Origin of the sequence: Pseudoalteromonas sp. B131b, from assembly GCF_037162545.1 — a bacterium.
GTDB lineage: Bacteria > Pseudomonadota > Gammaproteobacteria > Enterobacterales > Alteromonadaceae > Pseudoalteromonas > Pseudoalteromonas fuliginea.
Map to the genome: position 1 here is coordinate 2,640,525 of NZ_JARLUZ010000001.1, position 13,620 is coordinate 2,654,144.

General features: G+C 39.8%; 14 protein-coding genes. 8 read left to right on the forward strand and 6 right to left on the reverse strand.

Features of this window, described 5'->3' with window-relative positions:
• Positions 1-100: 100 nt before the first annotated feature.
• The 4 genes from aceK to lepB all read left to right on the forward strand — a co-directional run bounded on the left by aceK (position 101) and on the right by lepB (position 4,020).
• Positions 101-1,873, forward strand: coding sequence for a bifunctional isocitrate dehydrogenase kinase/phosphatase (gene aceK / locus P4S65_RS12265; protein ID WP_337120254.1), 1,773 nt, complete (start codon positions 101-103; stop codon positions 1,871-1,873).
• Between the two features lie 64 nt (positions 1,874-1,937).
• Positions 1,938-2,900 carry a zinc-binding dehydrogenase gene (locus tag P4S65_RS12270; protein WP_337120255.1) on the forward strand — a complete coding sequence of 321 codons (963 nt, stop codon included), beginning with the start codon at positions 1,938-1,940 and terminating at the stop codon, positions 2,898-2,900.
• A gap of 62 nt (positions 2,901-2,962) precedes the next feature.
• On the forward strand, positions 2,963-3,217 hold the full coding sequence (locus P4S65_RS12275) for a DUF2999 family protein (protein ID WP_002963210.1): 255 nt from the start codon (positions 2,963-2,965) through the stop codon (positions 3,215-3,217).
• A 152-nt stretch (positions 3,218-3,369) separates the two neighbouring features.
• The gene (gene lepB / locus P4S65_RS12280; protein WP_007375417.1) at positions 3,370-4,020 is read left to right on the forward strand and encodes a signal peptidase I; all 651 of its coding nucleotides are present in this window, start codon (positions 3,370-3,372) and stop codon (positions 4,018-4,020) included.
• A gap of 36 nt (positions 4,021-4,056) precedes the next feature.
• Here the strand turns inward: lepB and P4S65_RS12285 are convergent, their stop codons facing one another.
• Entirely contained in the window at positions 4,057-4,704 is a 648-nt protein-coding gene (locus tag P4S65_RS12285; protein ID WP_096792946.1) for a bifunctional 4-hydroxy-2-oxoglutarate aldolase/2-dehydro-3-deoxy-phosphogluconate aldolase, read from the reverse strand.
• A gap of 128 nt (positions 4,705-4,832) precedes the next feature.
• Positions 4,833-6,854 carry a methionine--tRNA ligase gene (gene metG, locus P4S65_RS12290; RefSeq protein ID WP_337120256.1) on the reverse strand — a complete coding sequence of 674 codons (2,022 nt, stop codon included), beginning with the start codon at positions 6,852-6,854 and terminating at the stop codon, positions 4,833-4,835.
• A gap of 187 nt (positions 6,855-7,041) precedes the next feature.
• Here metG and apbC point away from each other — a divergent pair, with 187 nt between their 5' ends.
• Both apbC and dcd read left to right on the forward strand, forming a co-directional pair.
• Positions 7,042-8,118: an iron-sulfur cluster carrier protein ApbC gene (gene apbC / locus P4S65_RS12295; protein WP_096792948.1), complete on the forward strand. Its 1,077-nt coding sequence runs from the start codon at positions 7,042-7,044 to the stop codon at positions 8,116-8,118.
• A gap of 6 nt (positions 8,119-8,124) precedes the next feature.
• Complete coding sequence (gene dcd, locus P4S65_RS12300; protein WP_076923901.1) at positions 8,125-8,709, forward strand: dCTP deaminase; 585 nt, start codon at positions 8,125-8,127, stop codon at positions 8,707-8,709.
• Positions 8,710-8,725: 16 nt separating this feature from the next.
• Here dcd and P4S65_RS12305 read toward each other — a convergent pair whose 3' ends face one another.
• Together P4S65_RS12305 and P4S65_RS12310 are read right to left on the reverse strand one after the other, a co-directional pair.
• Positions 8,726-9,511, reverse strand: coding sequence for a CLCA_X family protein (locus P4S65_RS12305; RefSeq protein WP_337120257.1), 786 nt, complete (start codon positions 9,509-9,511; stop codon positions 8,726-8,728).
• 20 nt (positions 9,512-9,531) lie between these two features.
• Entirely contained in the window at positions 9,532-10,128 is a 597-nt protein-coding gene (locus P4S65_RS12310) for a tRNA-uridine aminocarboxypropyltransferase (RefSeq protein WP_337120258.1), read from the reverse strand.
• Positions 10,129-10,264: 136 nt separating this feature from the next.
• Between P4S65_RS12310 and P4S65_RS12315 the strand changes: the two genes are divergently transcribed.
• Positions 10,265-10,609 carry an Hpt domain-containing protein gene (locus P4S65_RS12315; protein ID WP_337120259.1) on the forward strand — a complete coding sequence of 115 codons (345 nt, stop codon included), beginning with the start codon at positions 10,265-10,267 and terminating at the stop codon, positions 10,607-10,609.
• 367 nt (positions 10,610-10,976) lie between these two features.
• Positions 10,977-12,200 carry a pyridoxal phosphate-dependent aminotransferase gene (locus P4S65_RS12320; protein WP_337120260.1) on the forward strand — a complete coding sequence of 408 codons (1,224 nt, stop codon included), beginning with the start codon at positions 10,977-10,979 and terminating at the stop codon, positions 12,198-12,200.
• Between the two features lie 310 nt (positions 12,201-12,510).
• Here the strand turns inward: P4S65_RS12320 and P4S65_RS12325 are convergent, their stop codons facing one another.
• Both P4S65_RS12325 and lpoB read right to left on the reverse strand, forming a co-directional pair.
• Complete coding sequence (locus P4S65_RS12325) at positions 12,511-12,978, reverse strand: glycine zipper 2TM domain-containing protein (protein ID WP_096792950.1); 468 nt, start codon at positions 12,976-12,978, stop codon at positions 12,511-12,513.
• 16 nt (positions 12,979-12,994) lie between these two features.
• Positions 12,995-13,615 (reverse strand): penicillin-binding protein activator LpoB, encoded by a 621-nt coding sequence (gene lpoB, locus P4S65_RS12330; protein WP_007375407.1) that lies wholly within the window; start codon positions 13,613-13,615, stop codon positions 12,995-12,997.
• Between the last annotated feature and the right edge of the window lie 5 nt (positions 13,616-13,620).

A 13,620-nucleotide genomic window follows, 5' to 3' on the forward strand; every position in this document is an offset into this window, starting at 1 on the left:
TATGGTTTATTAATTATCTAAATTAAAGCCTGCTTGCTAAGGTGTAAACAATTAATAAAAAATAACCGCCATAACTGACATCAATATAAGTGCTGTATTTATGCAAAATAGGCTAACAAATCAATCTAATAATACGCTGCAAAACGTTATTGCCAGCAAGCTTGCGCGATCTGTTTTTGCTGGATTTGAGGCGATGTTTTCGCAATTTTTAAATATTACACTGGGTGCGCAAAGCCGTTTTGAACAACGACAGTACCACAGTGTGCAAAGTGCTATGCGTGAGCGTTTACAGGTTTACGAGCGCGAAGTGAAAAACGTGAGTGAAGCCGTGAGAGTTATCGCTTATGCTGAGCTTACTTGCCCGCAAACGTGGCAGTTAGCTAAAAATATTTACGGCGATATGGTACAAAATCACGAAAATAAACCTATTGCGCATACTTTTTTTAATTCAACATTTGGTGCAATTTGGGACTATAAAAAAATTCGTACAGTGCATTTGTTTGTATTAAAAGCAAAGTATCGTAGTGAGCCGCGCTCTTATGAAAGCTTAGTAAGTAGAGTATCGCTACACAATGGGTTTAATAACGCCGTTAAAACGCTTATCACTAATCAAGTATTTAGAGTGCCATTTAGTAATTTAGAGCGTGATGTAGCCATATTACAAAGTACGTTAATGCAAGGCGCTAAGCAGCAATGCAAACAGGTGTACGAACTTATAAATTTAAACGACGGGTATATTGAATACGCCAACTCATTATTTTTTAGAAACAAAGCCTGTTATTTAATTGGGCGCTGCATTGCTAAAAATGGCGACAATATGCCTTTTGCTATCGCTATTTTAAATACCGATGAGGGACTAAAGCTTGATGCTGTAATGATGGGCGCCGATCAATTAAGTTTATTATTTGGCTTTGCACGCACCTATTTTATGGTTGATACCGATAAGCCCGCACGTTATGTAGATTACCTAAGTGTATTAATGCCACACAAACAACGCTTTGAGTTATTTAACGCCATTGGTTTTATAAAGCACGCCAAAACTGAGTTTTATCGGTATAAGGTCGATACTACTAAAAATAGCCCAGCCAACTTCAAGTATGTCACAGCACCAGGGACGCCAGGTATGGTAATGCTGGTATTTACTATTGAAGGGCTAGATTACGTTTATAAAGTAATTAAAGACAAATTTAGTGCGCCAAAAACAGCCACCAAAGCACAAGTGAAAGAAAAGTATAACTTTGTAAAACAAGCCGATAGGGTTGGGCGTTTGGTAGACACACACGAATTTAGATATTTAGCGTTTGATTTAAGCCGTTTTAGTGATGAGCTTCTTGAGCAGATGAAAAGCCAAATTGGCAGCAGCATAGTTATATCTGGCAAGGCACTCATTTTAAAGCACGTTTATGTTGAGCGTAAAATGACCCCGCTTAATTTATATATTAACCAATGCGATAACAAAACCTTAGAGAGTGTGATGCATGACTACGGTAAAGCAATTAAAGAGTTAGCGGGCGCTAATATATTTCCGGGCGACATGCTAATGAAAAACTTTGGCGTAACGCGATGGGGGCGAGTGGTGTTTTACGACTTTGACGAAATTTGCCCGCTTACCGATTGTAACTTTAGAGACGTGCCACACACCCAAAATGCACTCGAAGAGCTAAGTAGTAACTCGTATTTTGATATAGCTGAAAACGATATATTCCCGAGCCAATTTAAGGTGTTTTTTAGTGCCAACGATATTGCGTTTAACTATTTTAATAATGAGCACAGTAACTTGTTTTTAGCGACGTTTTGGCAGAGTTGTCAGCAACAAGTACATAATGGTTTTCTACCCGATGTTTATCCTTACAAACAAAGTTGGCGCTTTTGAGGTTGTTTGAATCTGTGTTCATCCCCATCTATATGTTATTACAGTTTTTAAACTTGGAGTAATAATGAAATATATTTCTCATGAAGATGGCAACCTTGCATTTAGTGAAACCGAAAAACCGGTTTTAAAGAGCCATGAAGTACTTGTTAAAGTTGCAGCAATAGGTGTAAACCGTGCAGACAGTATGCAGCGCCAAGGTAAATACCCGGCCCCTGCGGGAGATAGCCCGATTTTAGGTTTAGAATGTGCGGGTACAGTTACTGAGCTTGGAAAAGATGTAGATAAAAGCTGGCTAAACAAGCGTATTTTTACGTTGTGCTCAGGTGGTGCTTATAGCGAATATGTAGCAGTTGATGCAAAACAGCTTATGGAATTACCCGATGATGTAACAATGGCAGAGGGCGCCGCAATAAGCGAAGTGTATTTAACGGCATTTGGCGCATTATTTGAGCTTGGTAAATTACAAAAAGGGCAAACAGCGCTTATTCATGCAGGTGCTAGTGGCGTAGGCGGTGCAGCAATTCAAATGGCTAAAAGCGCAGGTGCTACCGTGGTTATTACCGCTGGTACGGATGACAAATGCCAACACGCAAAAGAGCTCGGTGCCGATCATGCAATTAACTACAAAACCACCGACTTTGTAGAATATATGAAAGCAAATGAGTTAACAGCAAATGCAATTGTAGATCCTGTTTCGGGTAGTTACTTAAATAAAAATGCCGCTATTGCAGCCATGGATTGCCAAATTATAATGCTTGCATTTTTAGATGGACGTTTTGCAGAAGTTGATTTTGCGGCACTTTTACAAAAGCGTATTTCGTTTCATGCCTCAACGCTTAGAAATCGTAGTATTGAGTTTAAACGCCAGGTACGCGACGACTTTGTAGCACGCTTTTACAATGATATTGCCACTAAAAAGTACGACTTTAACCTGTATAAAACATTGCCTTGGAGCGACGCAAACGAAGCCCATGCTATTTTAGAGCGCAATGAAAACGCAGGAAAAGTGGTTTTACTTGTAGAGTAACTCTTTAATTTTAGGGTTTAGCCCATATACTAAGCCCTATAAAAAATATTTAAGGTTTAATAATGAATCCAATACTAGCAATACTTAAAGAGCACAATGTAAGCGACGAAAAAGTAAAAGCATTGTTTGAAGCGTTTACTCAAAACCCAATGATGGCAATGGCGCTTGTTCAAGAGCTTGGTATTCCGCCAGAAAAGTTACAACAATTAATGGCAGTCGTGATGACTCAACCGCATCTTATTAAAGAAGCGACTGACGAACTTGGTTTAGATTTTGAAAAAGTAAAAGAAGCGAAAGAAAAACTAAATCAACAGTAATTGATAATCTAATTTTCAGATTGATCATATAGCAAGGTAAGCAACGACCTTGCTATACCCGCCGTAAAGCACACACTTTTTGTTACACTCTACATTGAACTGCTCAGCATTTAGTTAGTCATAATAATACTTAATTAACGCAGGGAAATAATATGAAACCGCTTTATAAGTTTTGGAAAAACAACCGATCTCTTATCGTATTTATTGCACTAATGAGCGTATTTAGAAGCGCTGTAGCCGATTGGTACGAAGTGCCAACAGGCTCAATGAAACCAACAATTCAAGAAGGTGACAGAATACTTACCGATAAAATGGCCTATGATATTCGTGTCCCATTTACGCATATAAAACTACTTAAACTAGCGGACCCACAAACCGGTGATATTATTGTTTTTGACTCACAAGCTGCTGATAACCGTTTAATTAAACGTGTAATTGGTGTGCCAGGGGATACGGTTGCGCTTGAAAATAATGAGCTCATTATTAATGGTAAAAAACTTAATTATGCAGATCAGCAAAGCAACATAGACTCGCTTGATAAAATCGAAGATTTAAACGGGTTAGCGCATTCGATAAGAGTGGCAAATATTCCTTCACGTTTATCGGGCTTTGACGCAATTACAATTCCTGATGATTATTATTTAGCAATGGGCGATAACCGCGACAATAGCGCTGACTCGCGTGTAATAGGTTTAATTCCGCGTAATGAGTTATTAGGAAAAGCAGAGCGCGTTATAGTCTCACTTGATTACGATAACTATTACCTACCAAGAAAAGACCGCGTATTGAAAAAGCTCAATTAAAAAAGATGATTAATTTTATAGTTAAAATATAACTGCCTATTTAGGCAGTTCACTTATATATTTTTTTACAAGCTTGGTAAGAACACTACGCTCTTGTTCAGTATTTAATACCTTACAAAAATCGCCACTGACTGCAGCGCCACAAGCACCTGCTTCAAACCACTGAGATATATTATCTAAATTCACACCACCAACAGGCATTAATTGTGCTTCTGAAAAAGGACCGGTTAATGCTTTAAAGTAACCGACGCCCATACTGCCGGCAGGAAATACCTTAATAATATCAGCGTTATATTCAATTGCATTTGCTACATCGGTAGGTGTTAGTGCGCCCATTAATACGGGTAACCCGTACTGGTGGGCAAGTTCGACAACCGATTTGTTGGTATTTGGCGTTACGATAAACTGCGCGCCCGCATCAATAGCTTGCTGGGCAAGGGTGGTGTTAATTATTGTGCCAGCACCAATAAGTGCGTTTTTATGCGCTGCGCGAGCTTTTGCTATTTCTTGCTCAAAGCCAGGTGTGTTTGAAGTGATCTCTAATGAGTGTATGCCCGCATTTATTAAACAATCAATTAATGGAGCTACATCGGTTTGTTGTTTTAAGCGCAGTATGGCGACTAATTTGTGTTGCTTTATTTGGCTACTTACTTTTGTTCTGTTGGTATCTAAAATTTGGGTCATAATTACAATTCACTTTATTTAATGCAAAGGCATTTGTATAAACGGCTAGGCTTAATATACGACTAAACATTACTTTTGCCCATAAAAAAACCGCTGATGTATCAGCGGTTTTTATTGTATGAGTAATATTACATTACGCGCATACCAGGCTCTGAGCCGTCATCTGGGTTAAGAATATAAATTTCTTTTCCGCCAGGGCCTGCTGCTAATACCATGCCTTCAGACATACCAAAGCGCATTTTACGAGGCTTAAGGTTAGCAACCATAACGGTTAGCTTGCCTTCGATATCCTCAGGTGCATAAGCTGATTTAATACCCGCAAACACTTGGCGAGTTTCGCCGCCTAAATCAAGTGTTAGCTTAAGTAGTTTATCTGCGCCTTCTACGTGCTCTGCTTTAGCAATCTTAGCTACGCGTAAGTCTACTTTTGCAAAATCATCGAATTCAATTTCGTCGCTAATTGGCTCTTTTGCAAGTGGGCTGTTAGGGTCAATTGTTACTTTTGGTGCTAAGCTTTCTTTAGATTCTTCAACCATTTTGTTCACTTTATCCATTTCAACACGTTGCATTAACGGTTTAAATTTATTGATAGGGTGGCTTACTAGTGCATTTTGAACGCCGTCCCATGCAAGGTCGTCATTTAAAAACGCTTGTACGTTATCAGCCATTCCTGGTAACACGGGTTTTAAGTAAGTAATTAAAACGCGGAACAAGTTAAGACCAAGAGAACACACTTCGTGTGCTTCTTGTTGCTTAGTTTCGTCTTTAATTAATACCCAAGGCGCTGCGCCATCAATAAATTGGTTTGCTTTGTCGGCAAGCGCCATTATTTCGCGAATTGCGCGGCTGTAATCGCGGTTCTCGTAGTGTGTTGTAATGCTCGGTGCAGCAGCTTGAAACTCTGCTAACAGCTCTGGTTGCATAATAGTGCTGCTTAGTTTGCCATCAAACTTTTTAGTAATAAAGCCAGCACAACGGCTCGCTATGTTGACTACTTTACCTACTAGGTCTGAATTTACGCGCTGTGCAAAGTCTTCTAGGTTTAAATCCAGATCAACAATACCGCTGCTTAATTTTGCTGCGTAGTAGTAACGTAAGTACTCTGGGTTTAAGTTATCTAAATAAGTACGCGCTTTAATAAACGTACCCTTTGATTTAGACATTTTTTCGCCATTCACAGTTACAAAACCATGAGCGAATACGTTAGTTGGCTTTCTAAAATTAGCGCCTTCTAGCATTGCTGGCCAAAATAAGCTGTGGAAGTAAATGATGTCTTTACCAATAAAGTGATAAAGCTCTGCGTCTGAACCTTCAGCCCAAAACGCATCAAAGTCGAGGCCTTTTTCGTCACATAGGTTTTTAAAGCTCGCCATGTAACCAATAGGTGCATCTAACCAAACGTAAAAATATTTGCCTGGTGCATTTGGGATTTCAAAACCAAAATAAGGTGCATCACGGCTAATATCCCATTGCTGCAAGCCATCGGTAAACCATTCGTCTAGCTTGTTAGCCATTTCTTGTTGAATAGTGCCCGAGTGTAACCACTCCTTTAGCATGCCTTCAAATGCTGGCAGGTCAAAAAAGTAATGCTCAGAATCTTTAAGTACAGGTTCTGCGCCTGACATTACAGAACGCGGATTAATAAGTTCGGTAGGGCTGTATGTAGCACCACACGAATCACAGCTATCGCCGTTTTGGTTTTCAGACTTACACGTTGGGCAAGTACCTGTTACAAAACGGTCTGGTAAGAAAATACCTTTTTCAGGGTCGAATAATTGCGAAATAGTGTGCTTTTTAATATGACCGGCATCGTTTAGGCGGTTATAAATAAGTTCGCTTAATTCTTTGTTTTCTTGGCTGTGCGTGCTGTGGTAGTTATCAAATTTGATATTAAAGTCAGCAAAGTCGCGTTGGCGCTCTATGCTCACTTGTTTTACCATTTCTTCAGGCGTGATCCCTTGCTTTTGCGCATTAAGCATAATTGGCGTGCCGTGGGCATCGTCTGCGCAAACATAATAAGCTTCGTGGCCTTGTAGTTTTTGAAAACGTGACCAAATATCAGTTTGAATATATTCCAATAAATGACCTAGGTGAGTAGGGCCATTTGCATAAGGTAATGCGCTGGTAATCAGGATCTTTCGCTGCGTCATAATCATTCCGAATTGAGGATAAAGCGCCGTTTTTATTATACAAACGGCAATTATCATTAATTTATCTACAAGCTATCTGCTTAGAGTGCGCACAGCTTATGGATTTTTATTAATTGACTGGTGTTAATGCCCTGAATGTTACATAATTCCGTGGCACTTTTCATCAAAGAAACGCTATTTAATTGCTATGTTTGGACTGTCGAAACTATTCTCTTCTAAATCGGTGCAAAAACAACCGATTATAACTGCCTTAGCGGCATATCGTAGTGCGGCTTTTGCCGTCGGTATTGACGAAAGCTTTATCGATACTATTACTCAAAATGACGATAAATCACTACACATTAAATTAACTCTGCCATTTGCTGGGCAATCAGAAATGCCTTTAGTTGAGCAACACGTAAGTGAAAGCTTAAATGTGCCTATAACAATTAGCGCCAAGGTTATCATTAAAGAGGCGGCTAAGTTTAAAGCGATTAAACATATTGTACTTATTGCCTCAGGCAAAGGTGGGGTAGGTAAGTCGACTACTGCTGTTAACTTGGCAGGCGCGCTTAAAAATGAAGGCGCAAAGGTGGGTATTTTAGATGCTGACATTTATGGCCCATCTATCCCAATGCTTTTAGGATTAGTGGGCGCAGAGCCCGTCACTAAAGATAACAAACAGCTACAGCCTTTTGATGCAAATGGCATTAAAGCGCAGTCAATTGGCTTTTTAGTTCCAAGCGATGATGCCACGGTATGGCGTGGACCAATGGCGTCAGGCGCGCTGAGCCAGTTACTTAACGAAACCGATTGGGCCGAGCTTGACTACTTAATTGTTGATATGCCACCTGGCACCGGTGATATTCAGCTTACAATGAGCCAAAAAGTACCCGCTAGCGGCACTGTTATTGTCACTACACCGCAAGATTTAGCGCTAGCCGATGCGCAAAAAGGCATTGCTATGTTTAATAAAGTAAACGTACCGGTGCTTGGCTTAATTGAAAATATGAGCCACTACATTTGCAGCCACTGCGGTGAGGCAAATCACGTATTTGGTAAAGACGGCGCACAAAAACTGGCGCACAAGCATGGCGTGCCTGTACTTAGCCATATTCCTCTTGCCATAGATATACGCGAGTATTCTGAGCAAGGTAAACTTATTGCAAACGATAACAACGCCGCGATAAGCAAAACATACAGCGCAGCAGCGAGGCTAATAGCCAGCACGCTTTATTATCAACAGCATCACAATTCGATTGAAATTGTGATTACGGAAGATTAAATAATAATGAGACTTTCAGACACCCATATTAATGAATACTTAAGCGATGGTCGCATAGTCATTGAGCCTGCACCAACGAGCGAGATGATTTCCGGTGTAACGGCCGATTTACGCTTGGGTAATAAATTTAGAACTTTTAATGCGCATAATGCAGCATACGTCGATTTAAGTGGTCCAAAAGATCAATTAAATAAAGCCATGGAATCAATCATGAGTGAAGAAATAGTGCTTGATGAAGGTGAAGCATTCTTTTTACACCCAGGTGAACTTGCACTAGCTATTACCCATGAAAAAGTAACGTTGCCAGCAGATATAGTAGGTTGGTTAGATGGACGCTCATCGCTTGCGCGTTTGGGTTTAATGGTGCATGTAACAGCGCACCGAATAGACCCAGGCTGGAGCGGTAATATTGTTTTAGAGTTTTACAACTCAGGTAAATTACCACTGGCGCTTCGCCCACTGATGAAAATTGGGGCTATGAGCTTTGAAATGTTATCGGGGCCGTGTGAAAACCCATACAATATTCGTAAAGATGCAAAATATAAAGATCAAAGCAGCGCAGTAGCAAGTCGTATTAGTGACGACAAATAATCACCAAATATAGGCATTACTCGTCTATTTTATGAAGCGCATAGCCCAGTAGTTCAAAATACTGGTTAAGCGCTTCATTTGCTTTATTAATATGCTCACTATTTGGGTATATTAAATTACTACTTTTTAAGCCTCCCACTAAAAAGCTATTTTTTATATATGTGTGGCCTTCAATACAGGCTTCAAAACACCGTGCTGCAAGCTCTTCTGGCATGCTCATATAATTCATATTGTGGGCTTTATCGTGTTCTATACACGTTTGTACAAAGCTATTTGCATCAATACCATCTTCATCTAAAAATACATGTTTATAAAAACTGTTCAAAGCATTATTAAGTGGATGCGATAAATTAGGCGTGTTTGAAAGCCACAATTTTGAGGCAAAGCCAAAGCGGGGTTTTGCTGCAAATAAATGCTCGCTTATATGATGGTCAAATGCATGGAACCATTCGTGAGCAAGTGCACCACCGCCTGCATTTTTTGCAAGAGCAAGTGTTTGAGAGGCTGCATTATAATGCGCTTGCACACCTTTTTGACCACCATGACCAAATGCAAAGTTAAGCTTGCCGCGCAGGCCAATAGCTTTGGGCGGTAAATGCAGTATTTGCGCAAGATCCGCCAGCGCATCGTAAATTAAATTGGCGCTAATGTAGCGCTCTTCTTTAGTTACCCATTTACCAACGACCATAGATCTAAAGCCGAAGGTATCTCTTATATCGCTAAAGTCGACTTGGTCGTCAAAGCGATAGTCGGGTCCTTGGCGAGTAAAGCCTCGTTTTAATCTGTTGGGATAATTACGCATGAAAGTTTATGGCGCCAAATTTAATCTAAGTAACGTGCTTTTACGTGCTCGGGCATATGTTGGGTTTGTTTTTGTATTAATTCATCAAGCACATTATAAAGTGGTGCGGGATTTAGCTGCTCTATAAGCAGTAAACTATGTGCAACGGCTTCAAGTGTGGAAAGACTATCAGCACGGGGGGCTTTACGGATAGCATAACGGTTTTTAGGTAGTTGTTTAAAGCTGACCGTTTTGAACTGATTGAGAAAGGGAGTGAGTTGTAAAATTTTATAGGCTTTTTTCCATGTGCCATCAACCACGATTAAATGGGTAATGTTTTTTACACTGGGTTGCTCAGCGTTATCGTCTAAATTTATAGCGTTTTCGTTAGGGTAGAGTAAAACAGTTGAGCTTATTGGCAGCGTTTTTAGTATGGAAAAGTCATCATTATTTTCACCTTTGATTATTTGGCAATCAGTTAGGCATAAATTCAATAGCTTAGCGGTATTTTTTGCTATTTTTTCTTCGCTTGGGTGTTGTAGAATAATAACCGTAACTTTGTTATTTATATTTGTAGTTGCGCTGCAAATACAGGTGTTAAGTGCAAATTTACAATGATTACAAAGTGTGCGTGCCATTTAATAAACTTTTTGTTGCCAGTATGATCCTCATAATTATACATTTATAAGGTAATTAAGTTGGTTTTTTTACGCATCAATATAAAGTAGTACTATTAAACTGTAACTTACATGGATTGTTTTAAGGGCTTAAAATATGACAGAAATAAATATTGATACATCAGCATTAGAGAGTATGGAATCGTTATTGGGTGAGCAGTTTGCTGATACACTTGATTTTTGCTGCTCAGAGTTTGAACGTTTAGGCTCAGAAGTTTTAGCAACCATTGGTAAAGATAAAGAAGCAGCTATTCGCCACTCCCATAGTTTAAAATCGAACGCGGCGCAGTTTGGCGCTTCAAGCCTTGCTGAAGTATCGCGTGTTATTGAGCAAAATTTAAACGTAGATAACTTAGCTGAAGCTATCGACGCATCTAATAGCTTAATGGCTCAAGTAACAGGCTCTCAAGCTAAGCTAAATGAATGGTTAGCATCTCGCTAATTATTGAAGCTGAAACGTGAATTTATTTCAGTATTAAGTAATCAAATACACTGGCATTTTACGCCTTTACTAGGTTAGTCTAAAGATTCACTAGGGCGTGTTGATCTTTCGGGATTGAATTTGCAACGAGTGTCTGGTTTTTAGGTTAGGCAGAGCCTATGCAGTGTGGTTTTTCCACATAAATAGGCGATAACAACACATAAAAACCAAACACGCATTGCCCAGAGGGTTCTTCCTAGGGGCTATTTTCTCTTTGTTACTCAATTTTTACTTAGCCCACTAGGTTACAAATCTCGCGCCGCGATTAAATCGCCCCTAGGTTGAACAAATTTAATCCATAAAGTCAATACGCCCTAAAGAGGTAAAAATGTCTGATATTAAAAAGAGTCACAAATTAGAAGGTGTATGTTATGACATTCGTGGGCCGGTTTTAGCACAAGCTAAAAAAATGGAAGACGAAGGTCAAAAAGTATTAAAATTGAATATAGGTAATCCGGCTGCTTTTGGTTTTGATATGCCAGAAGATATGCACCGCGATATTATCCGCAACTTATATTCAGCCCAAGGTTACTGTGACTCTAAAGGCCTCTATTCAGCCCGCGTGGCTATTTATCAGCACTACCAACAACGTGGATTACATAATTTAGATGTAGATAACATTTATATTGGTAATGGCGTAAGCGAACTTATTCAAATGATCACCCAAGCGCTATTAAATAATGGCGATGAAGTGCTTATTCCAGCTCCAGATTATCCACTTTGGACTGCTTCTGTCACGTTATCGGGTGGTAATCCGGTGCATTATTTATGTGATGAAGAGCAAGATTGGTTTCCGGACATTGCAGATATAAAAAGCAAAATAACATCTAAAACTAAAGCGCTGGTATTAATCAATCCTAATAATCCGACAGGTGCGGTTTACAGTGACGATTTGCTAATGCAATTAATTGATATAGCGCGTGAACATAAACTACTGCTATTGAGCGATGAAATTTACGAAAAGATTTTATACGATGATATAACGCATACTTCAATCGGCTCACTTTGTGATGATGTACCAATCATTACTTTTAACGGTTTAGCTAAAACTTACCGTGCAGCGGGGCTGAGAATGGGGTGGATGGTGCTAAGCGGTCGTACCTCAGTTATGGATGATTTACGCAAAGGTCTTGAAATACTTTCATCTATGCGTTTGTGCGCAAATGTACCTGCGCAATATGCAATTCAACAAGCGTTGGGCGGCGTGCAATCAATTGATAATTTGATTAACCCAGGCGGGCGCTTATACGAGCAGCGCGATATAGCATGGCGCGGGTTAAACGCTATTGAAGGCATTAGTTGTAAAAAACCTAAAGGCGCGCTTTATGCGTTTGCCAAAGTAGATACAGCACTTTTTAACGTTAAAGATGATGAAAAGATGATGTACGATTTGCTAAAAGCCGAAAAAATATTACTTGTACATGGCAGGGCGTTTAATTGGCCCGAGCCGGATCATTTTAGGTTGGTATTTTTACCAAGCAAAGATGATTTATCCGATGCGATGTTAAAAATGAAGCGCTTTTTAAAGACTATCGCCAAGTATAGCTATTAACAAAATAAAAAAACGAGCCAAATTTGGCTCGTTTTTTACTTTAGTCATGAATATATTAGCAGGGCGTGTTGAACTTTGTTCAATCTAGGGGCGATTAAATCGCGACGCGAGGTTTGTAACCTAGCGGGCTAAGTAAAAACCGAGCAACAAAGAGTTAATTGCCGCTAGGCAGAACCCTGCGGGCAGCGCATGTTTGGCATTTATGCTGCGTTATCGCCTATTTATGGGGAACAACCACCGTTCATAGGTTCCGCCTTGTCGAAACACCAAACATGCCGCTGCAAATTCAACCACCAAAGTTCAGCACGGCCTAATACGCTTTATCTACACGCACCGTGTTGTCGTTCAAGTAAACTAATCTTACGTTATCACCTTTACTAAAACGCATTGATTGGTCTTCATCTTGAACAACCATAAACTGGTCGCCGTTTTCAACTTGTATTAATAACTCTACAAAATGATTTTGCTGATAATGACTTTGCTGCTGCCTGTTATGTGCAACACTGCCGCCAATTACCGAGCCTAATATTGTTGCTACTGTGCGGCCGCTACCGCCACCAAACTGGTTGCCTACAACACCGCCGAGTAATGCACCGCCGAAGGTTTTCCAGCCGTTGTTTTTGTCTTGAATGATTTCTTGTTCGGTAATATTGCGGACCGATTTTACGTCACCAAATAAAACTTGCTGCACAGGGACTGCTTTATTGCGCTCGTATTTAGCAAACGTAGGCGCACTTATTATAAGTAAGGCGCACATAATTACAGTAATTGCTTTCATAATTTGCTCCTATTGGCTACCAGCCAAAGGTTGATTTTTCTTTCGTTTTACGAATTTCAGTTTCGTCTGCCCATTCAACTAGGCCGCTTTCCATATCCATTAGACGCATCGTAAATTTATAGTATACGTCTGATTTATCAGCATTTGATTTAACGATACTTGATAAATTTCCGTATAACATATATTGCGCGCCAATTTGTTTACCAAATGCAACGGCTGTAGCAGGGTTAACAAGGGCATCTTCGTTTTGAAACGTTAATTGCTCACGTACTGACTCAACACGAGTCATATCTACAAAACGGAACTTACCGCTGCGTAGCATTTGTGTTGAGATTGAATCGGTGATTGATTCAGTATCAATGTGTTCACTGGTTTTGTTTTTAATACGCTCAACAAATACTACAGGGCGTTTATTAGCGGTCATTGTGCCAACAACGGGTGAGCTGAGTAATGAATCGGTCATTTGGCTCGCTACTTTTTGTAAGTCAGTAGAGCCAAAATTAATATCGGTTGTTTCTACTGCTTGTGCATCGCCATAACTTACTACGGCTTTATTAGCACAGCCACTTAATACTAAAGCGCTCAAGCCAACTAAAGCGTAAGTTGATGCTGTTTTAAATTTGTTACTGATGATCATGGTTG

What these genes read in the sequence shown, in the direction of transcription:
- aceK (WP_337120254.1), top strand. Translation starts at nt 101, where the DNA reads ATGCAAAATAGGCTAACAAATCAATCTAATAATACGCTGCAAAACGTT.
- P4S65_RS12270 (WP_337120255.1), top strand. Translation starts at nt 1,938, where the DNA reads ATGAAATATATTTCTCATGAAGATGGCAACCTTGCATTTAGTGAAACC.
- P4S65_RS12275 (WP_002963210.1), top strand. Translation starts at nt 2,963, where the DNA reads ATGAATCCAATACTAGCAATACTTAAAGAGCACAATGTAAGCGACGAA.
- lepB (WP_007375417.1), top strand. Translation starts at nt 3,370, where the DNA reads ATGAAACCGCTTTATAAGTTTTGGAAAAACAACCGATCTCTTATCGTA.
- P4S65_RS12285 (WP_096792946.1), bottom strand. Translation starts at nt 4,704, where the DNA reads ATGACCCAAATTTTAGATACCAACAGAACAAAAGTAAGTAGCCAAATA.
- metG (WP_337120256.1), bottom strand. Translation starts at nt 6,854, where the DNA reads ATGACGCAGCGAAAGATCCTGATTACCAGCGCATTACCTTATGCAAAT.
- apbC (WP_096792948.1), top strand. Translation starts at nt 7,042, where the DNA reads ATGTTTGGACTGTCGAAACTATTCTCTTCTAAATCGGTGCAAAAACAA.
- dcd (WP_076923901.1), top strand. Translation starts at nt 8,125, where the DNA reads ATGAGACTTTCAGACACCCATATTAATGAATACTTAAGCGATGGTCGC.
- P4S65_RS12305 (WP_337120257.1), bottom strand. Translation starts at nt 9,511, where the DNA reads ATGCGTAATTATCCCAACAGATTAAAACGAGGCTTTACTCGCCAAGGA.
- P4S65_RS12310 (WP_337120258.1), bottom strand. Translation starts at nt 10,128, where the DNA reads ATGGCACGCACACTTTGTAATCATTGTAAATTTGCACTTAACACCTGT.
- P4S65_RS12315 (WP_337120259.1), top strand. Translation starts at nt 10,265, where the DNA reads ATGACAGAAATAAATATTGATACATCAGCATTAGAGAGTATGGAATCG.
- P4S65_RS12320 (WP_337120260.1), top strand. Translation starts at nt 10,977, where the DNA reads ATGTCTGATATTAAAAAGAGTCACAAATTAGAAGGTGTATGTTATGAC.
- P4S65_RS12325 (WP_096792950.1), bottom strand. Translation starts at nt 12,978, where the DNA reads ATGAAAGCAATTACTGTAATTATGTGCGCCTTACTTATAATAAGTGCG.
- lpoB (WP_007375407.1), bottom strand. Translation starts at nt 13,615, where the DNA reads ATGATCATCAGTAACAAATTTAAAACAGCATCAACTTACGCTTTAGTT.